Source organism: Mycolicibacterium xanthum, from assembly GCF_019710635.1.
Lineage (GTDB): Bacteria > Actinomycetota > Actinomycetes > Mycobacteriales > Mycobacteriaceae > Mycobacterium > Mycobacterium xanthum.
Genome location: NZ_JAIFZS010000039.1, coordinates 39,724 through 63,376, shown reverse-complemented (window position 1 = coordinate 63,376; position 23,653 = coordinate 39,724). Strand labels below are relative to the sequence as shown.

At 71.0% G+C, this 23,653-nt stretch carries 20 protein-coding genes and 1 pseudogene; 14 read left to right on the top strand and 7 right to left on the bottom strand.

Going from position 1 to position 23,653, the window contains the following annotated elements:
• Positions 1-95: 95 nt before the first annotated feature.
• The 4 genes from JDV09_RS16030 to JDV09_RS26865 all read right to left on the bottom strand — a co-directional run bounded on the left by JDV09_RS16030 (position 96) and on the right by JDV09_RS26865 (position 4,480).
• Entirely contained in the window at positions 96-1,931 is a 1,836-nt protein-coding gene (locus JDV09_RS16030; RefSeq protein ID WP_221370128.1) for an oligopeptide ABC transporter ATP-binding protein OppD, read from the bottom strand.
• Positions 1,928-2,854, bottom strand: a complete 927-nt coding sequence (locus JDV09_RS16025) for an oligopeptide ABC transporter permease OppC (RefSeq protein WP_221370127.1) — start codon at positions 2,852-2,854, stop codon at positions 1,928-1,930. The genes JDV09_RS16030 and JDV09_RS16025 overlap by 4 nt, the downstream gene beginning before the upstream one ends.
• On the bottom strand, positions 2,851-3,828 hold the full coding sequence (locus JDV09_RS16020; RefSeq protein WP_221370126.1) for an oligopeptide ABC transporter permease OppB: 978 nt from the start codon (positions 3,826-3,828) through the stop codon (positions 2,851-2,853). The genes JDV09_RS16025 and JDV09_RS16020 overlap by 4 nt, the downstream gene beginning before the upstream one ends.
• A gap of 100 nt (positions 3,829-3,928) precedes the next feature.
• Positions 3,929-4,480 (bottom strand): hypothetical protein, encoded by a 552-nt coding sequence (locus tag JDV09_RS26865; protein WP_255605451.1) that lies wholly within the window; start codon positions 4,478-4,480, stop codon positions 3,929-3,931.
• Between the two features lie 185 nt (positions 4,481-4,665).
• Between JDV09_RS26865 and JDV09_RS16010 the strand changes: the two genes are divergently transcribed.
• The 12 genes and pseudogenes from JDV09_RS16010 to JDV09_RS15955 all read left to right on the top strand — a co-directional run bounded on the left by JDV09_RS16010 (position 4,666) and on the right by JDV09_RS15955 (position 18,511).
• Positions 4,666-5,370 carry a response regulator transcription factor gene (locus tag JDV09_RS16010; RefSeq protein ID WP_221370140.1) on the top strand — a complete coding sequence of 235 codons (705 nt, stop codon included), beginning with the start codon at positions 4,666-4,668 and terminating at the stop codon, positions 5,368-5,370.
• Positions 5,348-6,958: a sensor histidine kinase gene (locus JDV09_RS16005; protein WP_221370125.1), complete on the top strand. Its 1,611-nt coding sequence runs from the start codon at positions 5,348-5,350 to the stop codon at positions 6,956-6,958. The genes JDV09_RS16010 and JDV09_RS16005 overlap by 23 nt, the downstream gene beginning before the upstream one ends.
• Before the next feature lie 67 nt (positions 6,959-7,025).
• Positions 7,026-7,838 (top strand): annotated as a pseudogene (locus JDV09_RS16000) (glycosyltransferase family 39 protein); the annotation flags it as partial.
• 132 nt (positions 7,839-7,970) lie between these two features.
• Complete coding sequence (locus tag JDV09_RS15995) at positions 7,971-9,248, top strand: bifunctional glycosyltransferase family 2/GtrA family protein (RefSeq protein ID WP_255605450.1); 1,278 nt, start codon at positions 7,971-7,973, stop codon at positions 9,246-9,248.
• Positions 9,245-11,173: a glycosyltransferase family 39 protein gene (locus tag JDV09_RS15990; RefSeq protein WP_221370123.1), complete on the top strand. Its 1,929-nt coding sequence runs from the start codon at positions 9,245-9,247 to the stop codon at positions 11,171-11,173. The genes JDV09_RS15995 and JDV09_RS15990 overlap by 4 nt, the downstream gene beginning before the upstream one ends.
• Before the next feature lie 106 nt (positions 11,174-11,279).
• The gene (gene cysD, locus JDV09_RS15985; RefSeq protein ID WP_221370122.1) at positions 11,280-12,209 is read left to right on the top strand and encodes a sulfate adenylyltransferase subunit CysD; all 930 of its coding nucleotides are present in this window, start codon (positions 11,280-11,282) and stop codon (positions 12,207-12,209) included.
• Position 12,210: 1 nt separating this feature from the next.
• The gene (gene cysC, locus JDV09_RS15980) at positions 12,211-14,058 is read left to right on the top strand and encodes a sulfate adenylyltransferase subunit CysN (protein WP_221370121.1); all 1,848 of its coding nucleotides are present in this window, start codon (positions 12,211-12,213) and stop codon (positions 14,056-14,058) included.
• The gene (locus tag JDV09_RS15975; protein ID WP_221370120.1) at positions 14,055-14,798 is read left to right on the top strand and encodes a 3'(2'),5'-bisphosphate nucleotidase CysQ; all 744 of its coding nucleotides are present in this window, start codon (positions 14,055-14,057) and stop codon (positions 14,796-14,798) included. The genes cysC and JDV09_RS15975 overlap by 4 nt, the downstream gene beginning before the upstream one ends.
• A gap of 116 nt (positions 14,799-14,914) precedes the next feature.
• On the top strand, positions 14,915-15,553 hold the full coding sequence (locus JDV09_RS15970) for a nuclear transport factor 2 family protein (protein WP_221370119.1): 639 nt from the start codon (positions 14,915-14,917) through the stop codon (positions 15,551-15,553).
• A 76-nt stretch (positions 15,554-15,629) separates the two neighbouring features.
• Positions 15,630-16,106, top strand: a complete 477-nt coding sequence (locus tag JDV09_RS15965) for an Rrf2 family transcriptional regulator (protein WP_221370118.1) — start codon at positions 15,630-15,632, stop codon at positions 16,104-16,106.
• A gap of 57 nt (positions 16,107-16,163) precedes the next feature.
• Positions 16,164-17,192, top strand: a complete 1,029-nt coding sequence (locus JDV09_RS15960) for a nitronate monooxygenase (RefSeq protein WP_221370117.1) — start codon at positions 16,164-16,166, stop codon at positions 17,190-17,192.
• On the top strand, positions 17,189-18,511 hold the full coding sequence (locus tag JDV09_RS15955; RefSeq protein WP_308124142.1) for a flavin monoamine oxidase family protein: 1,323 nt from the start codon (positions 17,189-17,191) through the stop codon (positions 18,509-18,511). Before JDV09_RS15960 ends, JDV09_RS15955 begins: the two co-directional genes overlap by 4 nt.
• Here JDV09_RS15955 and JDV09_RS15950 read toward each other — a convergent pair.
• Genes JDV09_RS15950 through JDV09_RS15940 form a run of 3 tightly spaced genes read right to left on the bottom strand, consistent with a single transcriptional unit; the run spans position 18,508 to position 21,348 of the window.
• A complete protein-coding gene (locus JDV09_RS15950; RefSeq protein WP_221370116.1) occupies positions 18,508-19,392 on the bottom strand; it encodes a DUF4097 family beta strand repeat-containing protein in 885 nt (294 codons plus the stop codon). The two genes, JDV09_RS15955 and JDV09_RS15950, sit on opposite strands and share 4 nt — an antisense overlap.
• A gap of 19 nt (positions 19,393-19,411) precedes the next feature.
• On the bottom strand, positions 19,412-20,056 hold the full coding sequence (locus tag JDV09_RS15945) for a response regulator transcription factor (RefSeq protein ID WP_221370115.1): 645 nt from the start codon (positions 20,054-20,056) through the stop codon (positions 19,412-19,414).
• Positions 20,044-21,348 (bottom strand): sensor histidine kinase, encoded by a 1,305-nt coding sequence (locus JDV09_RS15940; protein ID WP_221370114.1) that lies wholly within the window; start codon positions 21,346-21,348, stop codon positions 20,044-20,046. The genes JDV09_RS15945 and JDV09_RS15940 overlap by 13 nt, the downstream gene beginning before the upstream one ends.
• Before the next feature lie 210 nt (positions 21,349-21,558).
• On the opposite strand from JDV09_RS15940, the gene JDV09_RS15935 reads away from it, so the two are divergent.
• Together JDV09_RS15935 and JDV09_RS15930 are read left to right on the top strand one after the other, a co-directional pair.
• Positions 21,559-22,701: a TDT family transporter gene (locus JDV09_RS15935; protein ID WP_221370113.1), complete on the top strand. Its 1,143-nt coding sequence runs from the start codon at positions 21,559-21,561 to the stop codon at positions 22,699-22,701.
• A 54-nt stretch (positions 22,702-22,755) separates the two neighbouring features.
• Positions 22,756-23,631: an LLM class flavin-dependent oxidoreductase gene (locus tag JDV09_RS15930; RefSeq protein ID WP_221370138.1), complete on the top strand. Its 876-nt coding sequence runs from the start codon at positions 22,756-22,758 to the stop codon at positions 23,629-23,631.
• The last annotated feature ends 22 nt before the right edge of the window (positions 23,632-23,653 follow it).

Below are 23,653 nucleotides of genomic sequence, written 5' to 3'. Positions count from 1 at the left end.
GCCCACGGCGAGCAGACGCAAAAGTCCCCGTTTCAGCACCGATTCGGGGGATCTTGTGTCTGTTCGCGTTGTCAAAGCGCTCATGCGCACTGACTCTAACCGCCTACGGGAAACGGCCGGGGTACCGCGGCGAGCAACCGGCGCGTGTAGGGGTCTCGGGGATGCGCGAAAACCTGCGCGCTGTCGCCCTGCTCGACGATTCTGCCGCGGTTCATCACCGCCACCCGATGGGCCAGGTGCCGGACCACCGACAGATCGTGGGAGACGAACAGATACGCCAGGCCGAACCGGTCCTGCAGGTCGAGCAGCAGGTTGATGACGCCGGCCTGGATCGACACGTCCAGCGCCGACACCGGTTCGTCGAGAGCGAGGATCTTCGGCCGCAGCGCCAGTGCCCGCGCGATGCCGATCCGCTGCTTCTGCCCGCCGGAGAACTCCGCCGGATACCGGGTGGCGTCCTCACGACGCAACCCGACCACGGTGAGGAGTTCGGCGACCCGCTGACCGGTGTCGTCCTTGGTGAAGCCGTTGGCGCGCAGGGGTTCTGCGAGAACGTCGAACACCGGAAGCCGAGGGTCCAGCGAGGCGACCGGGTCCTGGAACACCACCTGCAGATCGCCGCGCAACGCTCGGCGGCTGCGCCGGTCCAACGTCGCCACATCGGCGCCGAGCACCTCGATGCTGCCCGATTGCGGCACGCTGAGGTCCAGGATCTGATGCAGCGTCGTCGACTTGCCCGAACCGGACTCGCCGACGATGCCCAGGGTGCGGCCCTGCTGCAGCTCGAAGCTGACCCCGTCGACGGCGCGGACCTCGCCGATGCGGCGGCGCACCACCACACCCATGGTGAGTGTGTAGGTCTTGACCAGGTCGTGCACCCGCACCACGACGGGCGCATCGCCGGCGGCGGGCGGCCCGGCCGGCGCGGTCGACACCCCGTAGATGTCGGCGGCGCTGCGACCGGCGACGCGGTCGCTGCGGATGCAGGCCACCTGGTGTTCGGGCGCCACGGTGTGCAGCTCCGGCTCGGCGGTGCGGCACGCGTCGACGACCAGCGGGCAACGCGGTGCGAACGGGCATCCCGGCGGCAGCGCCGCCAGCGACGGCGGGGCGCCGGGGATGGGCACCAGCCGGGTGCCCTGCGCGGCCTGCAGGCTGGGGGCCGAGCCGAGCAGCCCGGCGGTGTAGGGCATCCGGCGGGCGTCGTAGAGCTCGGCGACCGGGGCCGACTCGACCGCGCGCCCGGCGTACATCACCAGCGCGCGGTCGGCGAACTCGGCGACCACCCCGAGGTCGTGGGTGATGATCAGCACCCCGGCGCCGGTGACGTCGCGCGCGGTGCGCAGCACGTCGAGGATCTGGGCCTGCACGGTGACGTCCAGCGCGGTCGTCGGCTCGTCACAGATCAGCAGATCGGGGTCGTTGGCGATGGCGATGGCGATGACGACGCGCTGCCGCTCGCCCCCGGACAGTTCGTGCGGGAACGCCCGGGACCGTTGTTCGGGCTGGGCGATCCCGACGAGCTCGAGCAGCTCGACCGCGCGGGCGCGGGCGGCCCGCCGGCCGACGTCTCGGCGGTGGATGCGGATGGCCTCGGCGATCTGGTCGCCGACGGTGTGGACCGGTGTCAGCGCGGACATCGGGTCCTGGAAGACCGTCCCGATCCGGTTGCCGCGGATCCGCGACATCTGCGGGTCGGGCAGGCCGAGCAGCTCGTCACCGTTCAGCCGCACCGATCCGCCGACCTCGGCGTACTCGGGCAACAACCCGACGACCGCCATCGCGCCCGCCGACTTGCCCGCACCCGACTCGCCGACCAGCGCCACCACCTCGCCGGAGTCGACGTGGTAGTCCAGCCCGCGCACTGCGGCGACGCGCTCGTCGTCGGTCGGGAAGGCCACCGTGAGGCCGCGCACCTCGAGCAGACTCATCGCTGCGACCCCCTGGTTCGGCGCCGGCGCGGCGGCGGACGCACCCCGGAATCCAGCGCGTCGCGCAGACCGTCGCCGACCAGGTTGGCGCACAACACGATGAGCACCAGCACCCCGGCGGGGAACAGGAACACCCACGGGAACGTCGTCACCGAGCGGGTGCCGTCGGCGATCAGCGTGCCCAGCGACACGTCCGGCGGTTGCACCCCGAAACCGAGGAAGCTCAGCCCGGTCTCGGCGAGCACCGCGAGGCCGACGTTGAGGGCGGTGTCGATGATGAGGATCGACGCCACGTTCGGCACGATGTGGCGGGTGATGATGCGCCAGCTGCTGACGCCCATGTAGCGGGCCGCGACGACGAACTCGCGGTCCCGCAGGCTCATCGTCAGGCCGCGCACGATCCGTGAGCTGATCATCCAGCTGAACACCGACAACAGCAGGATCAGCCACAGGATGGTGCCGGACTGGCGGGTCTTCGGGGTGACGATCGCGATCAGGATGAAGCTGGGGATCACCAGCAGCAGATCGACGATCCACATCAGCGTGCGGTCCCGCCAGCCGCCGAAGTATCCGGCGACCGCGCCGACGGTGGCGGCGATCGTCGTCGAGATGAACGCCACGCACACCCCGATCAGCATCGATTTCTGCATGCCGCGCAGGGTCAGCGCCAACAGGTCCTGGCCCAGCGCGTTGGTGCCGAACCAGTGCTCGGGGCTCGGGGGTCGCTGCAGCGCGAAGTAGTCCAGGTCGGTGTGGGTGTAGGGCAGCAGCGGCGGAAGCGCGTAGCAGGCGACGAACATCACCGCGAGCAGAATCAGCGACCCCGCCGCGGGGCGGTTGCGCAGGAACCGGCGCCACACCAGGGTGCGCCGCGACACGAACTCGTGCCGGTCGGCGGCGTCGTGCTCGACGAAGTCGGTCATGCCACCCGCACCCTCGGATCCAGCGCCGCGTAGATCACGTCGGAGAGCAGGCCCGCGAACAGGATCACCACCCCGAAGAACATCGTGATCGCGACGACGATATTGGTGTCCTGGGCGGCCACCCCCTGTACCACCCACTCACCCACGCCGTGCCAGCCGAAGATCTTCTCGACGAACACCGATCCGGTCACCAGCCCGCCGATGCTGTAGGCGAACAGCGTGGCCATCGGGATCAGCGCGGTGCGCAGCCCGTGCTTGAACAACGCCTGCCGCCGGGTCAGGCCCTTGGCCCGCGCGGTCCGGATGAAATCCTGGCCGAGCACGTCGAGCATCGCGTTGCGCTGGTAGCGGCTGTAGCCGGCGATCGCGGACAGCGCCAGCGTGAAGGTGGGCAGCACCAGGTGCTGCAGCCGGTCGACGAACTGGTTCCACACCCCACCGACCGCGTCCGGCGACGTCTCCCCGGTGTACTCGAACACCTGCATGCCCAGCACCGAGTTGACCTTCAGCGCCCCGAGGATGAGCAGGTTGGCGACGACGAACGTCGGGGCGCTGAGGATCAGCAGCGAGACCAGCGTGATGACCCGGTCCGACAGCCGGTACTGCCGGATCGCGCCCCACGCCCCGACGACGACGCCCAGGACCGTCCCGATCACCGATCCGATGAGCACCAGTCGCAGGCTGACCGCGATGCGGCGCCACAGCTCGTCGGTGACCGGCTGGCCGGTGACTGTAGTGCCGAAGTCCCCGCGGACCGCGCCGGCCACCCAGTCCGCATAGCGCACGGGTATCGGCTTGTCGAGATTCAGTTCGGCGGCCTTGGCGTCGATCACCGATTGTGGGGGGCGCGGGTTGCGCTCGTGCAGGCTGTCGAGCGGGTTGAAGGTCAGCGACGTCAGGCTGAAGGTCAGGAACGACACCACGCCCAGCAGCACGATGTAGTTGAGCAGCCGGCGCGCCAGGAATCGGGTCATCCGGTGCGTCCGCCGCTGCGCTGCATGCGCACAGGTTATGAGAAATGCATGCACGCAGCCCGTTGGTACCGCCCCGGCGCGCCCGATCGGCGGGTCGTCGTCAGCGGGTCGGCGCCCCGTCGGGCGGAGCGCCCGCGCCGGGCCGGGCCGGACCCTGCTGCGGGTCGAGGGCCTCCGTCGCGGTGACGGTGTCGCCGTCCTGCACGCCGCGAACCGTCACGGTGCCGTCCACCGCGACGCCCGACCCGCCGGATGTCTGATACGTCTGGCTGAACCCGTCGTCGCTGCGGACCGTGAACGTCGTCGCCGATGCGGCGGTGACCGTCCCGGTCTGCGTCAGCATCGTGGTGAAGCCGCCGGCCGGGTCGGCGACGACGAACTGGCCGTGCAGCGGCGCAGCGCCGGGCCCGGCCGCCGGGCCCGCGCCGGGCGCACCGAAGCCGGCAGCGCCGGGACCGGGCCCCTGATGCCCGGGGGGTCCCATGACCTGCGACGACTGTCCGGTCGCCGCGTAGATCGCGGCACCACCCAGCCCGGCGATCACCGCGGCGATCCCGACCGCCACGGCCGTCTCCCGGGCGCCCCAGCGGCGCTGAGCCGGGTCCGGGCTGCCCCATACGGGGTTGTCGAATGTCACGTGATCGGTAGTCATGGCCACCACGGTGACCCGATTCCATGGGTGTTCGCTGTGAGCGCGCTCAGCATCGGGTGTGTCCGGATGTTCACAGGTTGCGCATAGGAACGACACAGTGGCCGCCTAGTGCACCCGCCCATAATGAGTTCGTGCCGAACACCGAGAATCTTGCCGTGGCGGACGGCGAGGCCGCCCGGGTGGCGATGCGCCGCGCCGACGGGAGCCCGATCAACGTGCTGGTTGTCGACGACGAACCGGTGCTGGCCGAGCTGGTGTCGATGGCGCTGCGCTACGAGGGCTGGGAGATCTCGACGGCGGGTGACGGGGCCACCGCGCTGGCCGCGGCCAAGAAGACCCCGCCCGACGTCGTCGTGCTCGACGTGATGCTGCCCGACATGAGCGGCCTGGACGTGCTGCGCAAGCTGCGGGAGCAGATTCCCGGGCTGCCGCTGCTGCTGCTCACCGCGAAGGACTCGGTCGAGGACCGCATCGCCGGGCTGACCGCGGGCGGCGACGACTACGTCACCAAGCCGTTCAGCATCGAGGAGGTCGTGCTCAGGCTGCGGGCGCTGCTGCGGCGCACCGGGGTGAGTACCGACACCGGCGGCGCCAAACTGATCGTCGGTGATCTCGTCCTCGACGAGGACAGCCACGAGGTGACGCGTGCGGGGGAGGTCATCACCCTCACGGCAACCGAGTTCGAGCTGCTGCGCTTCATGATGCGCAACGCCAAACGCGTGCTGAGCAAGGCCCAGATCCTCGACCGGGTGTGGAGCTACGACTTCGGCGGTCGCTCCAACATCGTCGAGCTCTACGTGTCCTATCTGCGCAAGAAGATCGACAGCGGCCGGGAACCGATGATCCACACCCTGCGTGGTGCGGGGTATGTCCTCAAACCCGCGCGCTGAGCGCGGGTGGTCGCTGCTGCGTGCGCCGCGCGGCTGGTCGTTGCGGACCCGGCTGATCATCCTGCTGGTGGCGTTGCTTGCGGTGGTGTGTGCGGGCATCGGTGTCGCGACCGAGTTCGCGTTGCAGCGCTTCCTGACCAACCAGCTCGACGAGCAGGTCGTCGAGACCGCCCACCGGTCGGCGACGATTTTCGAGTTCGGCCCACCGCCCCCACCCAACCAGGGCCCGCCCGGCCGTCGCCCGGGCGAGGACATGGCCGGGCCACCGCCCCCGCTGCCGGACCGGCGCTCACCGTTCCCCGACGACGGCGGGCCGGGGCCGGCGTTCCTCAATGCCCCCGGCCAGGCGATCGACACGGTCGGTGCGATCGTCGCGGGTCACCGTCGGGTGGTGGCGGGTGTCATCACCGACGACGGTTCACGGGCCGAGATCTCCGCTGCGGCCGCACAGCAACTGGCCGAGATCCCGGCCGACGGGAAGCCGCGGACGGTCGACCTCGACGGTCTGGGCCGCTACCGGGTGGTGGGCCTGAACCCGCACCACCTGAGATCCAGTGTGGTGACCGGGCTTCCGACCGCCGTCGTCGACGACACCCTGCTGTGGGTGCTGGTCATCTTCTGCGTCGTCGCCGCCGTCGCACTGGTCGGCGCGGCGAGTGCGGGCATCGTCATCGTGCGGCGCCAACTCGCCCCGCTGGCACGGGTTTCGGTGGCGGCCCGGCAGGTTGCCGACCTGGAGCTCGACCGCGGTGAGGTGCGGCTGCCCACCCCGATCATCGAGGTCGATCCCGCGGCCGCGCACACCGAGGTCGGCCAGCTGGGCTCGGCGCTGAACCGGATGCTCGACCGCATCGCCGGTGCGCTGTCGGCCCGGCACGCCAGCGAGACCCGGGTGCGGCAATTCGTCGCCGACGCCAGCCACGAGCTGCGCACCCCGCTGGCCGCGATCCGCGGTTACACCGAGCTGGCCCAGCGCCGGCCTGCGGAGCTGCCCGACGATGTGGCGCACGCCATCGACCGGGTGCAGTCCGAGACCGAGCGGATGACCCATCTGGTCGAGGATCTGCTGCTGCTGGCCAGGCTCGACGAGGGCAGGCCGCTGCAACGCGACCCGGTCGATCTGACCCGGCTCGTCGTGGACGCGGTCAGTGACGCGCACGTGGCGGGCCCGGACCACAACTGGGAGCTCGAGCTGCCCGATGAGCCGGTGACGGTCACCGGGGACGAGGCCCGGCTGCACCAGGTGCTGGCAAACCTGCTGGCCAACGCGCGCACGCACACGCCGGCCGGGACCTCGGTGACCACCTCCCTGGAGGCCGGCGGCGAGGTGGTGCTGACGGTCCTCGACGACGGACCGGGCATCCCGCCCTGGCTGCTGCCCGACGTGTTCGAGCGGTTCGCGCGTGGCGACTCGTCGCGATCCCGCAACGCCGGGAGCACCGGACTGGGCCTGGCGATCGTCAACGCCGTGGTGCGCGCGCACGGGGGGACCATCAGCGTCGACAGCGTGCCGGGCCGCACCCGGTTCGTGGTCAGACTGCCGAATCATTCACAGCAGGACCACAGTCGACCCCAATGGGACGCCTAGCGCAGGCATCGATCATCGTCGGGTGACCTTGCTCAGCCGTGCGCCGTCGGCGCCGGCCCCTGCCGTCGTGCGTGCCCGCCGAGGTCTCTCGGACCGCGCGCATCGACCGGCCTTCGCCGCGCTGCTGGTGATGACCGCCGGGTTGTACCTGTGGAACCTGGGGGCGAGCCGATGGGCCAATGCGTTCTACTCGGCGGCCGCGCAGGCCGGTTCGCGGGACTGGACGGCCATGCTGTTCGGCTCCAGCGACGCCGCGAACGCGATCACCGTGGACAAGACGCCGGCCGCGCTGTGGGTGATGGACCTCTCGGTGCGGATCTTCGGGCTCAACCCGTGGAGCGTCCTGGTGCCACAGGCGTTGATGGGGGTGGCCGCGGTCGCGGTGCTCTACGCCGCGGTGCGGCGCGTCGGCGGCCCCGGCGCCGCGCTGCTCGCCGGGGCGGTGCTGGCGCTGACACCGGTGGCGGCGGTGATGTTCCGGTTCAACAACCCCGACGCGCTGCTGGTGTTGCTGCTGGTGGTTTCCGCCTACTGCACGCAGCGGGCCTGTGCGAGCGACGCGAGCCGGTGGTGGCTGATCGGCGCGGGTGCGGCGGTCGGCTTCGGCTTCCTGGCCAAGATGCTGCAGGCGCTGCTGGTGCTGCCTGCGTTGGCGGCGGCCTACCTGGTCGCGGGGCACCGGCCGCTGCTCGACCGGGTCGTCGACCTGGCCGTCGCCGCGGTGGCGGTGGTCGTGTCCGCCGGCTGGTATGTGCTGCTCGTCGAGCTCTGGCCGGCCTCGGCGCGGCCCTACATCGGCGGCTCCCAGCACAACAGCATCGTCGAACTGGCGTTGGGCTACAACGGCTTCGGCCGCCTCACCGGCGACGAACCCGGCGGGCGCCGACCGCTACCCGTCGCAGAACATCGACGGCACAGTCGTTTTCGGCCTCGGTCGGGCACCGCAGATCTCACAGTCGGCGCATAGCTCGGGCCAACGATGAGCACAATTGCGCGGCCGAGCATGGGTGTCATGACCGCCACCGATCTGGAGCTCGGGTCCACCCTGCAGCGTCCGTTCGAGCCGCGGCCCGACGCCGCGCTGGCGGCGCGAGCGGCCGGGGTGCCGGTGCTCGACATCGTCGTGCCGGTGTACAACGAGCAGGCCGCGCTGGCGGATTCGGTGCACCGGCTGCACCGCTACCTGCGCGACGCGGTCCCGTTCCCGGCCCGGATCACCATCGCCGACAACGCCAGCGTGGACGACACCCCGAGGATCGCCGCGGAGTTGGCCGCCGAACTGACCGACGTACGTGTGGTGCGGCTCGCGCAGAAGGGCCGCGGCCGGGCGCTGCGGCAGGTGTGGTTGCAGTCCGATGCCGCGGTGCTCGCCTACATGGACGTGGACCTGTCGACCGACCTGGCGGCGCTGGCCCCGCTGGTGGCGCCGTTGATCTCCGGGCACTCGGACCTCGCGATCGGCACCCGGCTCGGCCGGGGTGCGCGGGTGCGGCGCGGACCCAAGCGGGAGATCATCTCGCGCTGCTACAACATGATCCTGAAATCGACTCTGGCCGCGGGATTCTCGGACGCCCAGTGTGGATTCAAGGCGATCCGCGCCGATGTCGCGGCGCGACTGTTGCCCCACGTCGAGGACACCGGCTGGTTCTTCGACACCGAGCTGCTGGTGCTGGCGCAGCGCAGCGGCCTGCGGATCGCCGAGGTGCCGGTGGACTGGGTGGACGACCCGGACAGTCGAGTCGACATCGTCGCGACGGCCGCGGCCGACCTGAAGGGCATCGCGCGGCTGCTGCGTGGTTTCGCCACCGGCGCGATCCCGGTGCAGTCGATCGCCGCACAGCTCGGCTCGCCGCGGACCTCCGCGGCACCGGGCTCACTGCTGCGCCAGGCGGTCCGGTTCGCTGCGGTGGGGGTGGCCTCGACCGTCGTGTACGTGGTGCTGTTCACGCTGATGCAGCAATGGGCGGGTCCGCAGCCGGCCAATTTCATCGCGCTGGCGCTGACCGCGATCGGCAACACCGCCGCCAACCGCCGCTTCACCTTCGGCGTTGCCGGGCGGGCACACCTCGGGCGACACCACACCGAGGGGCTCGTCGTCTTCGGTGTCGCGCTGTCGATCACCAGCGGCGCGCTGTGGCTGCTGCACCTCGTGGTGCCCGCCCCGCACCACGTCACCGAACTCGGCGTGCTGGTCGTCGCGAACCTGATCGCGACGGCGCTGCGCTTCGTCCTGCTGCGCGGCTGGGTGTTCCATCCGCGCCGCAACTCTGCAGAAGGAATCCCACGATGACACTCACCGTCGACGTTGCGGCGCCCGCCGACACCGCCGCGGGCACACACGGATCCGGTTCGAGGCCGGGCCGGTTCGGCCGGCTGTTGTTCGGCGACGGCTCGCAGCCGCGCTGGGCCCGTCCGGCGCTGCTGGGCCTGCTGGCCGCCACGGCGGTGCTGTACGTGTGGGGCCTCGGGTCCTCGGGTTGGGCCAATCCGTACTACGCGGCCGCCGCCCAGGCGGGCACGCAGGACTGGAAGGCGTGGCTGTTCGGGTCGTTGGACGCCGGCAACTCGATCACGGTGGACAAGCCGCCGGCCGCGCTGTGGGTGATGGGCCTGTCCGGCCGGCTGTTCGGTTTCACCCCGTTCACGATGTTGCTGCCGCAGGCGTTGATGGGGGTGGGGGCCGTCGCGGTGTTGTACGCGACGGTGCGCCGGGCGAGCGGGCCGGGTGCCGGCCTGATCGCCGCAGCGGCGCTGGCCGTCACCCCGGTGGCCGTGTCGATGTTCCGCTACAACAACCCCGACGCGTTGCTGGTGCTGCTGCTGGTGGTGGGCGCCTACCTGACGGTCCGCGCCATCGAGACCGGTCGCACCCGCTGGATGGTGCTGGTGGGTGTCGTGCTGGGCTTTGCGTTCCTGACCAAGTTGCTGCAGGCCTTCCTGGTGATGCCCGGGCTGGCGCTGGCGTTTCTGGTCGCCGGGCCGGTGGGGGTGTGGCGGCGCGTCGGCGTCCTGCTGGCCGGCGCCGCCGCGATGGTGGTGACGGCCGGATCGTTCCTGATGCTGGTCAGCCTGTGGCCCGCCCGCTCGCGGCCCTACATCGGCGGCTCCACCGACAACAGCCTGTTGCAGTTGGCGCTGGGCTACAACGGAATCCAGCGGGTCATGGGCGGGCAGGGCCCCGGCGGCGGCGGTGGACCGGGTGGGGCGGGCAACCTGTTCTTCGGCGGCGACCCGGGGATCACCCGGCTGTTCGGCGCGTCGATGGGCGCCGAGGCGTCGTGGTTGCTGCCGGCCGCACTCGTCGGGCTGGTCGCCGGCCTGTGGTTCACCCGGCGCGCCGCACGCACCGATCGGGTGCGCGCACAGTTGCTGCTGTGGGGCGGATGGCTGCTGGTCACCGGGGCCGTGTTCAGCTTCATGGACGGCATCATCCACCCGTACTACACGGTGGCCCTGGCGCCCGCGATCGCCGCGCTGACCGGCATCGGCGTCGTCGAACTCTGGCGCGGCAGGCGGTATCCGGCGCCTCGGGCGGTGCTGGCGGCGATGGCCGCGGTCACCGGGGTGTGGGCGTTCATCCTGCTGGCGCGCACCCCGGATTGGCAGCCGTGGCTGCGCTGGGTGGTGCTGGTCGGGCTGATCGTCGTCGCCGCGGTCATCGCGGCCGGTGTGCACCTATTGGGCCGTGCGGCGGCGGTGGTCGCCGCGGCGGCGGTCCTGTTCGGGGCGCTCGCCCCGGCGGCCTACGCGATCGAGACCGCCACGCACTCGGGCACCGGGCCGGGCAGGATGTCGGGCCCGGCCGTCGCTGCCGGCGTCGGCTTCGGCGGTCCGGGAGGCCCCGGCGGTCCGGGGGAGACGGCTCCGGACAGGACCGCGCTGTGGGAACTGATCGAGGCGGCCGACAACCGCTGGGCCGCCGCCGGCATCGGGTCGATGTCGGCGGGCAGCCTGGAACTCGAGACCGGCGCCTCGGTCATGGCGATCGGCGGGTTCACCGGCAGCGACGATTCACCGACCCTGCAGCAGTTCCAGGCCTACGTGGCCGACGGACAGATCGGCTACTTCATCGCCGACGGCCCGGGTGGTCCCGGCGGCGGCCCGGGCGGCCCCGGTGATGGGTCGGGAACATCGAGCCAGATCGCCGAATGGGTGCAGCAGAACTTCACCCCGATGGACGTGGGTGGTACCACCGTGTACGACCTGCAGCGCTGAGCCGGTCTCGGCTCGGCCGCCGGCGTTGACACGTCCCGGTCCGGCCGCCATAATTCCCCACAATGACAATTAATTTGGTCAGTCCTACCAACTTTATGGGGAAATGATGACCTCGACCGAGGAGCTCACCCAGAACGCGGGTCGTTACGAGCTGAGCCACCTGCGCGCGCTGGAGGCCGAAGCCATCCACATCATCCGCGAGGTGGCTGCCGAGTTCGAGCGGCCCGTGCTGCTGTTCTCCGGCGGCAAGGACTCCATCGTGATGCTGCACCTGGCGATCAAGGCCTTCCGGCCCGGGCGGCTGCCGTTCCCGGTGATGCACGTCGACACCGGCCACAACTTCGAAGAGGTGCTGGACACCCGCGATGCCCTGGTCGCCGAGCACGGGGTGCGGCTGGTCGTCGCCAGCGTCGAGGACGACATCGCCGCAGGGCGGGTGGTCGACAACGGGCCCTCCCGCAATCCACTGCAGACCGTCACGTTGTTGCGCGGCATCAGGGAGAACAGGTTCGACGCCGCCTTCGGGGGCGCCCGGCGCGACGAGGAGAAGGCACGCGCCAAGGAACGGGTGTTCAGCTTCCGCGACGAGTTCGGCCAGTGGGACCCCAAGAACCAGCGGCCCGAGCTGTGGAACCTGTACAACGGCAGGCACCGCAAGGGCGAGCACATCCGGGTCTTCCCGCTGTCCAACTGGACCGAGTTCGACATCTGGTCCTACATCGGCGCGGAGAAGATCGAGCTGCCGTCGATCTACTACGCGCATCCGCGCAAGGTGTTCGAGCGCGACGGCATGTTGCTGGCCGTGCACGAGTACCTGCAGCCGCGCGCCGACGAGCAGATCGTCGAGAAGACCGTCCGGTTCCGCACCGTCGGGGACGTGACCTGCACCGGGTGCGTCGAGTCGACGGCATCGACGGTCGACGAGGTGATCGCGGAGACCGCGCTGTCACGGCTGACCGAGCGCGGGGCCACCCGCGCCGACGACCGGATCTCGGAGGCCGGCATGGAGGACCGCAAGCGCGAGGGGTATTTCTGACATGACCACGCTGTTGCGTATCGCCACCGCGGGTTCGGTGGACGACGGCAAGTCGACCCTGATCGGCCGGCTGCTCTACGACTCGAAGGCCGTGATGGAGGACCAGCTGGCCTCGGTGGAGCGCACGTCGCGGGAACGCGGCCACGACTACACCGACCTGGCACTGGTCACCGACGGCCTGCGCGCCGAGCGCGAGCAGGGCATCACCATCGACGTGGCCTACCGCTACTTCGCCACGGCGAAGCGGAAGTTCATCATCGCCGACACCCCCGGCCACATCCAGTACACCCGCAACATGGTCACCGGGGTGTCGACCGCACAGCTGGCGATCGTGCTGGTCGACGCCCGCCACGGACTGCTCGAGCAGTCCCGCAGGCATGCCTTCCTGGCGTCGCTGCTGGGCGTCCAGCACATCGTGCTGGCGGTCAACAAGATGGACCTCGTCGACTGGGACCGGGAGCGGTTCGAGTTCATCCGCGACGAGTTCCACGACTTCGCCGCCCGGCTCGACGTGCACGACGTGACCACCATCCCGCTGTCGGCCCTCAACGGCGACAACGTGGTGACCAAGTCCGACGCGTCGCCCTGGTATGAGGGGCCCTCGCTGCTGAGCCACCTCGAAGAGGTCTACATCGCCGGCGACCGCAACCTGGTCGATGTCCGTTTCCCGGTGCAGTACGTGATCCGGCCGCAGACCCGCGAGCATCACGACCACCGCAGCTACGCGGGCACGGTGGCCAGCGGCCTGATGAAGGTCGGCGACGAGGTCGTCGTGCTGCCGGCCGGGAAGTCCAGCCGGATCGCGGCGATCGAGGGACCGGGCGGACCGGTGGACGAGGCGTTCCCGCCGATGGCGGTGTCCGTCAGCCTGGCCGACGACATCGACATCTCCCGCGGCGACATGATCGCCCGGCCCAACAACCAGCCCAGGGTCACCCAGGAATTCGACGCCACGGTCTGCTGGATGGCCGACGAGTCGGCGCTGGAACCCGGACGCGAGTACGTCATCAAGCAGACCACCCGCACCACCCGGGTACGGGTGACCGGTCTGGACTACCGCCTCGACGTCAACAGCCTGCACCGGGACAAGTCGGCCACCGCGCTCAAACTCAATGAACTGGGCCGAATCTCGCTGCGCAGTCAGGTCCCGCTGCTGCTCGACGAGTACAGCCGCAACGCGGCGACCGGTTCGTTCATCCTGATCGACCCGACCACCAACGTGACCGTCGCGGCGGGCATGGTGCTGCGGGACGGCACCGCACGCACCGCGAGCCCCAACACCGTGCGCCACGACTCGCTGTGCACCTCCGAGGACCGGCTCAGCACGGGCCGTATGATCTGGTTCACCGGGCTCTCCGGCTCCGGCAAGTCCTCGGTGGCGATGCTCGTCGAGCAGAAGATGCTCGAAAGAGGAATCCCCGCTTACGTTCTCGACGGCGACAACCTGCGCCACGGTCTCAACGCCGACCTCGGCTTCTCGATGGCCGACCGCTCGGAGAACCTGCGCCGGCTCGCCCACGTCGCGGCGATCCTCGCCGACTCCGGGCAGGTGGTGCTGGTGCCGGCGATCAGCCCGCTGAACGAACACCGCGACCTGGCGCGCAAGGTGGCCACCGACGCGGGCGTGGAGTTCTTCGAGGTGTTCTGTGACACACCGCTGGAGGACTGCGAGCGCCGCGACCCGAAGGGTCTGTACGCCAAGGCTCGAACCGGTGAGATCACCCACTTCACCGGCATCGACAGTCCCTACCAGCGCCCGAAGAACCCGGATCTGCTCCTCACCCCGGACCACAGCGTCGACGAGCTGGCGGATACGGTGATCGACATGCTCGAGAGCCGGTCGCGGTGACCGGTGATCACGAGCTGGCCGCGCGGCTGGCCACCGAGGCGGGCGCGTTACTGCTCGACGTGCGCGCAGAGCTTGCCGACGCGACCGCACAGGAGCGAAAAGACGCGGGAGACAAGCGCTCCCACGACTTCCTGATGGCCGCGCTGGCCGCCGAGCGGCCGGCCGACACGGTCCTCTCGGAGGAGGGGCCAGAAGAGGAGGCCGATCCGGTACGGCTGGCGGCGTCCCGGGTGTGGATCGTCGATCCGCTCGACGGCACCCGGGAGTTCTCCGAGCCGGGCCGGTCGGACTGGGCGGTGCACGTCGCGCTGTGGGAGTCGGGCGAGCTGGTGGCCGGTGCGGTCGCGCTGCCGGCGCAGGGCGCGACCCTGGCCACTCCGAGGGTGCCGTACCCGCCTGCGGCCCCGGGTGCGCCACGCATCGTCGTGTCGCGCACCCGCCCACCGGCCGTCGCGCTGCAGGTCAAGGATGCGCTGGGCGGCGTGCTCGTCGAAATGGGTTCGGCCGGAGCGAAGGTCGCGTCGGTGGTGCAGGGCATCGCCGACGTCTACGTGCATGCCGGAGGCCAATACGAGTGGGACTCCGCCGCACCGGTCGCGGTGGCCCGTGCGGCCGGGCTGCACACCTCGCGGATCGACGGCTCGCCGCTGGTCTACAACCAGCGCGACTCCACACTGCCGGACCTGATCGTGTGCCGCCCCGAACTCGCCGACGCGGTGCTCGCGGTCACGGCGCGCTGACCAGCCATTGGCGAACACGTCCCCGATCCGGGCTTGCGGCCGGACGGGTCCAGGCTAGAGTCGCGAAGAAACGTTCCCGCGGTGGGCGGGACCGCAAGGGGGTAGCGATGGTTCGCATGGGCATTCGCATCGGCACCGTGGCCACGGCGGCCGCCGTGTTGACGCTCGCAGGGTGCTCGTCCGAGGATTCGTCGGAGAACACGTCCGCGCCGCCGGAGTCCAGCGCGCCGTCCACGCCGGTGACCGCCGCGGCCGACGACGAACAGCAGATCCGCGATCTCGTCGACGCGCAGACCGATGCCTTCGCCGCCGGCGACTGGGCCGCGCTGGCGGACCTCACCTGCTCGGAGTTCCGGGAGCGGGTCAGCGATCCGGGCCAGTTCCTGGTCCCCCCGCTCGACATGTTCGGCCCACGCGAACAGGTGACGAGCCTCAGCCCCGCCCAGGTGTCCGACCTGCTCGCCCAGCGGTTCGGCTCCGGTGTCTCACCGGAGACCCTGGACCGCGTCGCGCAGGCCATCGTCGCGTACGACGACGCCGCCTACCGGGATGCCATGCTGGACCTGATGACCGAGTCGACCACGGTGACCGTCGACAACGTGGAGAACATCGAAATCGACGGTGACTCCGCAACGGCCGACATCACCACCACCCGGGTGATGGGTGACAACCCGCCCGCGACCAGCACCGACTCCACACCATATGTACGCGAGGACGGGGAGTGGCTGGACTGCTCCGACCCGTCCGGCCAGTGACCGGGCGCCGGATCTGAACACGCCTCCGGCGGGTGGCCTGCGCCGACCCGGCGACATGCCGGACTAACCTTGGCCCATGCGGATGTCGGCCAAGGCGGAGTATGCCGTCCGGGCCATGGTCCAACTCGCCACCGTCGACAAGGGGATCCTGGTCAAGACCGAGGATCTGGCCAGGGCACAGGGCATCCCACCGCAGTTCCTCGTCGACATCCTCTCCGAGTTGCGCACCGACCGGTTGGTGCGCAGTCAGCGGGGCCGCGACGGCGGCTACGAGTTGGCCCGTCCCGCCGCCGATATCAGCATCGCCGACGTGCTGCGCTGCATCGACGGACCGTTGGCCAGCGTCCGCGACATGGGGCTGGGGGACCTGCCGTACTCGGGTCCGACCGCGGCCCTCACCGATGTGTGGCGGGCACTGCGCGCCAGCATGCGCTCGGTGCTCGAGCAGACCAGCCTCGCCGACGTGGCCGCCGGGGCGCTGCCCGGGCACGTCGGTGCCTACGCCGACGACTACCGCAGACAGGAGGAGGCGCGCGGGCACTCGGAGGGTTAGCGACCTGCGCCCTGCGAAGCAGGTCCACACCGGCAACGGCCGTGGTAGGAAAACCCCGTGGCGTTCGACCTGCGTGATCTCGCCGCCCGGATTCTCATCGCGCCGATGGCGGGCGGACCGTCGTCGCCCGAATTGGCCGCCGCGGGTACCAACGCGGGCGGGCTGGGGTTCGTCGCGGGCGGGTATCTGAGCGCGGCGGCGTTCGCCGAGCGCCTGCAGGCGGCCGCGGGGCTCACGTCGGGGCCGATCGGCGCCAACCTGTTCGTACCGCATCCGAGCGCCGCCACCCCGGCCGCGGTCGAGCGCTATGCCGCAAGCCTGGCGGCCGAGGCGCAGCGCTACCGGGTCGCCCTGGGGCAGCCCCGATTCTCCGACGACGAATGGCCCGCCAAGCTCGACGTCGTGCTGGATCTGCGTCCCGCGGTGGTGTCGTTCACCTTCGGCCTGCCCGGTGCCGACGATCGGCGCCGACTGGCCGCCGCCGGAATCACCACCGTCGGCACCGTCACCACACCGGCCGAGGCGCGCGCGGCGGCCGAGTGCGGGCTCGACGCGGTGGTCGTGCAGGGGCCCGCGGCCGGCGGGCACCGGGGTGGCTTCGACCCCACCGCGTCGCCGCCGGCCGAACCGCTGGCGGATCTGCTGGCCGCGGTCACCGCGACCGTCGACCTACCGGTGGTGGCGGCCGGCGGGCTGATGACCGCCGCCGACGTCCGCCGGGTCCGGCGCCGGGGCGCGGTGGCCGCGCAGCTGGGGACTGCGTTCCTGCTGGCCGACGAGGCCGGCAGCAGCGCCGTGCACCGAGCCGCACTCGTCGACCCGCAGTTTCGTGAAACCGTTGTCACCAAAGCATTCTCGGGTCGCTACGCGCGAGGCCTGCGCAACCGTTTCATCGACGAGCACGACGCGGACGCGCCGTTGGGCTACCCCGAGGTGCACTACCTGACCAGCCCGCTGCGCGCCGCGGCGGTGCGCGCCGGGGACCCGCACGGGGTCGCCGTGTGGGCCGGGACGGGATTTCGGCTGGCCGCCGCCGCGTCGGCCGCGGACATCGTCGCGAACCTCACGGCGGATGGCGACGGGTGAGCGCCCTGACCCGCCGCGCGTTCGTTCTGGGTGCCGGCGTACTGGCCGCCGCCCCGATGGCGGCCGGATGCGGTCCGTCGCGGGATGCCCGGGGCGGGCATGTGATCGTGGTGGGCGCGGGAATGGCGGGGCTGGCCGCGGCGCGGCGACTGGCCGACGCCGGGGTCGATGTCACCGTCGTGGAGGCGCGCGACCGGATCGGCGGGCGTACCTGGACCGACACCTCGCTCGGGATTGCGGTGGATCTGGGTGCGGCGTGGATCCACGGCACCGACGGCAATCCGCTCGTGGCGCTGGCCGCCGCGGCCGGTGCCGACACGGTGGAGACCGACTTCGAGAACGTCACCGTCCTCGCCGACGCCACACCGGTGGATCCCGGGGCGGTGCAGCAGACGCTGCGGCGCTGGGACGCAACCCTGGACGAGGTCTACGACTCGGCGTCCGATGCCGCCGGCGATGCATCGGTGGGCGACGCGCTGGCGCGGTTCGCCGATCTGTCCGATCCGCTCGTGCAGTGGGCGGTGGCGTCGGCCATCACCGCCGAGTACGCGGCCGACCCCGGGCAGCTGTCGCTGAAGTGGTTCGGTGGCGAGGGTGAACTCGACGGCTCCGATCTGCTGCTGCCGGGCGGCTATGTCCAACTCGCGCGCCACCTGTCGCAGGGTTTGCGGATCGTGCTCGGCGCCGAGGTGTCCCGCATCGTCGATGACGGTTCCGCAGTGCGGGTCGAGACGTCGACGGGAGTGGTGACCGGTGACCGCGCGATCGTGACCGTGCCGCTGGGGGTGCTGAAGGCGGGCACCATCGAGTTCGATCCGCCGCTGTCCGACGCCAAGCGCGGTGCGATCGAGCGCCTCGGCTTCGGCGTGCTCGACAAGGTGGTGCTCACCTTCGACGAGCCGTTCTGGCCGTCCGACCCCGATGTGCTCGGGGTGGCGGGCACCGACCAGCCGGTGTCGGATCTGGTCAACGGCCTGCGCTTCAGCGATACGCCGCTGCTGGTGGGGCTTCGCGGTGGTACCAATGCCGTTGCCCGCGAGGCACTCTCCGACCGTGACGCGGTCGCGCAGGTGATCGCCACGCTGGCGGCCCCCGCGCCGACAGGCTGGCGGGTGACACGCTGGGCGGCCGACCCGTATGCCCGCGGGTCCTACAGTTTCCTGGCCGTCGGCTCGAGTCCGGCCGATCAGCGCGCACTGGCCGAGCCGGCCAGTGAGCGGCTGGCGTTCGCGGGCGAGGCGACCCATCGGGAGTTCTTCGCCACCGTGCACGGCGCCTACCTCAGCGGTCTGCGCGAGGCCGACCGGATCCTCGGCTAGCGCAGTTCCTCGACCACCACGTCACCGGTGTCCGAGCGCACGGTCAGCACCGATTCTGCGGCATCGCGGTCGCGGGTCCGCGGCACTGCCACCACCGTCGAGCCGTGCTGCTGCCCGGTCGTCGCGGTCACGAAGAACGGTCCCGGGCCCGGGAGCGCCAGGACGACGTCGCCATTGCCGGCCTCGGCCTCCGCGGTCGCGGGGGGCTGCGCGAAATCCACGCTTATGTCCCCGGTCGCGGTTACCGCGCGGAAGGTCTCCGATACCGAGATCGGTTCCCGGGAACGGATGTCCCCGTGATCGGCGGTGATGTCGACGTTGCGGGCCGACCCGCTGAGCACGACCGCGCCCTCCCGGGTGTGGGCGATCAATTGATCCACGTCGGCCTGGGCGAACACCACACCCGTCTGCTGCCGCGTGGTCACCGTCAACCCGTGCGCGAGCGCGGGCGGCAGCACCACGGTGATCTCGCCGGCCCGTCCCCAGTGCAGCACCGGCGTCGGATCGGACTCGATCGTCACGGTCGCGGTCAGCCCGTCGTCGCTGACCATCAGGGGGCGCGAGTCGGACGCCGCGGTCGTGACCGTCCGCATGTCCACCCGCGGTTCCCGGACGTCGCGATCGCTGGTGATGCGAATGACCACCGGAACCGAGCCGGTGTCGAGCGCCAGCGAGCGCAATGTCGAGGGCAGTGCCGCGGAGTCGGCCAGGACGCGGAACCTGCTGATACCCCACGCCGCGGTGGACAGCGCCACCACGGTGCCGATCACCAGTGCCGCGGCGACGACGATGAGCACCACCCGGAGCGCGGTGCGCCCTCCGGGGGACAGCGGCGGTGGCGGGGTGGCCGGTTCGGACGGCGGGGCGGTCAGTGTGGTCACGGTAAGTCCTTTCGCTACTTCAGGATTCGAGGAATCGCAGCACCGCGAGTACGCGGCGGTTCCCGTTCTCGTCGGGGGGGAGATTCAACTTGGCGAAGATCGAGGCGATGTGCTTCTCGGCCGATCCGACCGACATGTGCAGTGCCGCCGCGATGGCGGAGTTGGTTTTTCCCTCGGCCATCAGCTGCAGCACCTCGTGCTCGCGAGGGGTCAGCGCGTCGAGGGCGTTGCGGCGCTGGGAACGCACCAAGATCTGCGAGACCACCTCCGGGTCGAGCACGGTCCCGCCGGCGCCGACCACGGACACCGCGTCGAGGAATGCCGGCACGTCGGCGACCCTGTCCTTGAGCAGGTAGCCGAACCCCCTGGTGTCCGCGGCGATCAGGTCGGCGGCATAACGCTCCTCGACGTAGTGCGAGAGCACCAGCACCGGCGATTCCGGGTTCTGGCTGCGCAGCAGGGCCGCCGCCCGGATGCCCTCGTCGGTGAAGGTGGGTGGCATCCGCACGTCGACGATCGCCAGGTCCGGGCGGTGTTCGTTGACCAGTCGCAGCAGGTTGGTGGCGTCGGGAACCCCGCCGACCACCTGGTGGCCGGCGTCGGTGAGGATCCGCTCGATCCCGGCGCGCAGCAGGGCCGAGTCCTCGGCGATCACGATCCGCATGGCAACACCGCCGAGACGACGGTCGGTCCGGTGACCGGGCTGGACACGCTGAAGGTGCCGCGTGCGGCGCGTACGCGTTCGTCGAGCCCGCGCAGCCCGGTGGCCGCGAAAGCCCCGTCGTCGTCGGCGATCCCGGCGCCGCCGCATCCGTCGTCGAACACGGTGACGTGTAGTAGGCCCGACGACTCGTCGAGACGCACCGTGACCGCGGCGTGGGCGGCCCCCGCGTGCCGCGTGGTGTTGGTCAGTGCCTCGGCGACCACGAAGTAGGCGCACGCCTCGATCTCCTCGGGCAGCCGTCGCGGCAGGTGCACGCTCAGTGTGGTCGGTACCCCGGAGTTGACCGCGCGCTGCACCACCGAGGACAGCGCGGCATCCAGGCCGCGGTCCGCCAGGATGGTCGGGGCGATGCCGCGGACCACATTGCGCAACTCCACCAGCGCGCTCTTCGCGTCGTCGTGGGCCTCGGCGATGAGCGCCCTGGCCGCCGGCGGGTCGGTGTCGAGTTTGGTCTGGGCCAACCCGATCGTCATCGCCAGCGACACCAGCCGGGGCTGCACGCTGTCGTGCAGGTCGCGTTCGATGCGGTGGCGTTCGTTCTGCGCCGAGGTCACCGCTCCCTGCCGGGCGTCGGCGAGCGCGCTGACCTCGTACTTCAGCTGCGCGGTCGACGAGGGGGACAGCAGCCAGCGGTCGATCCGGGCGTCCAGCGCCGGCGCGAACACCACCAGCGCCACGGCGGCCACCAGGGCGACCAGCGCGAGCAGCCAGGCCACCGGGGTCGGCACGAACGACAAGCCGGCGTCGGCGTCGCTGTGGCCGATGGCGATCGCGGCCGCGGGCGCCAGGAACGTGAAGGCGAGCAGGGCCAGCGCCAGGCCGGCGACCAGGCCGTCGTAGATCATTCGCAGGTAGTGGTGGGCCACCGACTTCCAGAACTGCGCGCTGCTCACGTCGAGCCACAGCTGATGCGCCCAGCGCTGGATTCCGCTGTACGGCGACAATCGGCGCGGCGGGATCCCGATGCCCATGCCGAAAACCGCCTCGCTGCGGAGGCGTTCGGCGCGGCCGACGCCGCGCATCAGGTAGATGAAGACGACGCCGGCGACCGCGAAGCCGATGATGCTCGGAATCGACGAGATGCCGATCACCAGGATTGCCAGCGGTATCCAGAACCAGACCGCCGCCAGCGCGCCACCGGCGATCAGCGACGCGCTGGGCAAGACACCCATCGCGCGGGTACCCACCGGTGGCGCGGCCGGGCCCGTATCAATGTCTGTGAGAGCGACCATGGCATCCAACCTATGGACCCGGGCACGCGGGCGACACGGCGTTTTCCCGACATTCCCCCGGGGGTTAACCACCCCCTCTGCTCCGGGAGCGCCGTGAGCGGGCACCTCCCGCGTGGGCGGGCACCTCCCCCGTGAGCGTGCGGGTCTGTACGTCGACACGCCGCCAACGCCGGCACTACGCGCGCGCTCGTCGCTGTCCATACTGACGGCATGACCGCCGAACCGACAGCGGACCGGCACAGCGTGCTGGGCTATCTCGGGCCCAACTGGTTCGCCTCGGTGATGGGGACCGGCATCGTGGCGACCGCGGGCGCCTCGCTGCCGGTGCACATCCCGGGGCTGCGCACCTTCGCGCTGGTGGTGTGGGTGGCCGCGACGGTGTGGCTGGTGGTGCTCGTCGGCGCGACCGGTGCGCACTGGGTGCGCAACCCCGTGGTGGCCCGCAGCCACGCGCACAACCCGCAGATGGCGCACTTCTACGGCGCCGCGCCGATGGCGTTGCTCACGGTCGGTGCGGGGGCGCTGCTGGTCGGCGTGGACCTGATCGGTCAGCGCGCCGCGGTCGACCTGGCCTGGGTGCTGTGGACCGCGGGCACCGTCGGTGGTCTGTGGACGGCGGCGAGCATCCCGTTTCTGATGTTCACCCAGTACCACGTCGGACCCGATGCCGCGTTCGGCGGCTGGCTGATGCCGGTGGTTCCGCCGATGGTGTCGGCGGCCACCGGTGCGCTGCTGATCCCGCACATGGCCGACGGCGTCGGCCGCACCACGATGTTCTACGGCTGCCTGGCGATGTTCGGCATGTCGCTGGTCGCCTCGCTGATCATCATCACGATGATCTGGAGCAGGCTGGCGCACTTCGGGACCTCCGGCACGGCACGGGTGCCCACGCTGTGGATCGTGCTCGGCCCGCTCGGGCAGTCCATCACCGTCGCAGGGCTTCTCGGCACCGATGCCGCCCTCACGCTGGATCCGATCCTGGCCGATGGGATGAACGTGTTCGCGGTCCTCTACGGCGTGCCGGTGTGGGGATTCTCGGTGTTGTGGATCGCGCTGGCCACCTCGTTGACCGTGCGCACCCTGCGCCGCGGCATGCCGTTCGCGTTGACCTGGTGGAGCCTGACCTTCCCGGTCGGTACCTTCGTCACCGGGACGACCCAACTGGCGCTGCACACCGGGCTGCCGGCGTTTCGGGTGGCCGCGGCGCTGGCCTACCTGGGGCTGCTGTGTACGTGGCTGCTGGTGGCGGTGCGCACCTTCCGCGGCGGTGTGCGTCGCGGACTGTTCGCCCCGCCCGGGGCCGCCCCGGTGCGGGCGCAGAAGGATCCACCGGCCGCAGATCCGCCGCGCTGACGCCGCGGCCCCGCGCTCCGTGCCAGAATCGCGGACGTGCGGATCGGGATGACGATGCCGGTGATGGAGGCCGACCTCGACCGCGAGACGCTCAAGGCGTGGGCGCAGTTCGTCGACGACGGCCCGTTCTCGTCGCTGTGCTGGGGTGAGCGGATCGCGTTCGACAACCCGGAGAGCCTGACGTTGCTCGGGGCGCTGGCGGCCTGGACGGACCGGGTGCGGCTGGTCACCACGGTGGTCATCCCACAGTTGCACGACCCGGTGATGCTGGCCAAGCAACTGGCCACCGGCGACCTGCTGTGCGGCGGACGGCTGACCGTCGGGATCGGGGTGGGCGGACGCCACGAGGACTACCGCGCCGTCGGGGCCGACCCGGCGACGCAGACAATGCGCCGGCTCGGCGATCGGGTGGCGGTGATGAAGCGGGTCTGGGCCGGAGAGAACCTCACCGGCGCGATGCTGCCGGTCGGGCCGCCGCCGGTACAGCGGGGCGGGCCGCAGCTACTCGTCGGCACGATGGGGCCCAAGACGGTGCGCAGCGCCGCCGCCTGGGCAGACGGACTGGCCGGCATCACGCTGGACCTGGATGTGGACCGGGAGAGCGCGTTGTTCGACGTCGCCAGGGAAGCCTGGGACCGGGCGGGGCGAAACCCACCGCACCTGGCCACATCGTTCTGGTTCGCCGTCGGCGACGGTGACGCACCGCGGCAACAGGTGCACCGGCACCTGTTGCGGTACATGAACTGGATCCCCGCCCCGGTCGTCGACGCGATGGCGCCGACGACCGGGTGGGCGGGCACCGAAGATCAACTCCACGCGGTGTTGAAACGCTTCGCCGAGATCGGCACCGACGAGGTGCACCTGATCCCGACCAGCGCCGACCTCGACCAGGTGCGCCGCGTCGCCGACGTGATCAGCGACCTGGCCTGACCTGCCAGGACGGCGGCGGGTC

Bases quoted from the DNA above. Each gene is read 5' to 3' on its own strand.
- JDV09_RS16030 (WP_221370128.1), bottom strand. From the start codon at position 1,931: ATGAGTCTGCTCGAGGTGCGCGGCCTCACGGTGGCCTTCCCGACCGAC.
- JDV09_RS16025 (WP_221370127.1), bottom strand. From the start codon at position 2,854: ATGACCGACTTCGTCGAGCACGACGCCGCCGACCGGCACGAGTTCGTG.
- JDV09_RS16020 (WP_221370126.1), bottom strand. From the start codon at position 3,828: ATGACCCGATTCCTGGCGCGCCGGCTGCTCAACTACATCGTGCTGCTG.
- JDV09_RS26865 (WP_255605451.1), bottom strand. From the start codon at position 4,480: ATGACTACCGATCACGTGACATTCGACAACCCCGTATGGGGCAGCCCG.
- JDV09_RS16010 (WP_221370140.1), top strand. From the start codon at position 4,666: ATGCGCCGCGCCGACGGGAGCCCGATCAACGTGCTGGTTGTCGACGAC.
- JDV09_RS16005 (WP_221370125.1), top strand. From the start codon at position 5,348: ATGTCCTCAAACCCGCGCGCTGAGCGCGGGTGGTCGCTGCTGCGTGCG.
- JDV09_RS15995 (WP_255605450.1), top strand. From the start codon at position 7,971: ATGACCGCCACCGATCTGGAGCTCGGGTCCACCCTGCAGCGTCCGTTC.
- JDV09_RS15990 (WP_221370123.1), top strand. From the start codon at position 9,245: ATGACACTCACCGTCGACGTTGCGGCGCCCGCCGACACCGCCGCGGGC.
- cysD (WP_221370122.1), top strand. From the start codon at position 11,280: ATGACCTCGACCGAGGAGCTCACCCAGAACGCGGGTCGTTACGAGCTG.
- cysC (WP_221370121.1), top strand. From the start codon at position 12,211: ATGACCACGCTGTTGCGTATCGCCACCGCGGGTTCGGTGGACGACGGC.
- JDV09_RS15970 (WP_221370119.1), top strand. From the start codon at position 14,915: ATGGGCATTCGCATCGGCACCGTGGCCACGGCGGCCGCCGTGTTGACG.
- JDV09_RS15965 (WP_221370118.1), top strand. From the start codon at position 15,630: ATGCGGATGTCGGCCAAGGCGGAGTATGCCGTCCGGGCCATGGTCCAA.
- JDV09_RS15945 (WP_221370115.1), bottom strand. From the start codon at position 20,056: ATGCGGATCGTGATCGCCGAGGACTCGGCCCTGCTGCGCGCCGGGATC.
- JDV09_RS15940 (WP_221370114.1), bottom strand. From the start codon at position 21,348: ATGGTCGCTCTCACAGACATTGATACGGGCCCGGCCGCGCCACCGGTG.
- JDV09_RS15935 (WP_221370113.1), top strand. From the start codon at position 21,559: ATGACCGCCGAACCGACAGCGGACCGGCACAGCGTGCTGGGCTATCTC.
- JDV09_RS15930 (WP_221370138.1), top strand. From the start codon at position 22,756: ATGCCGGTGATGGAGGCCGACCTCGACCGCGAGACGCTCAAGGCGTGG.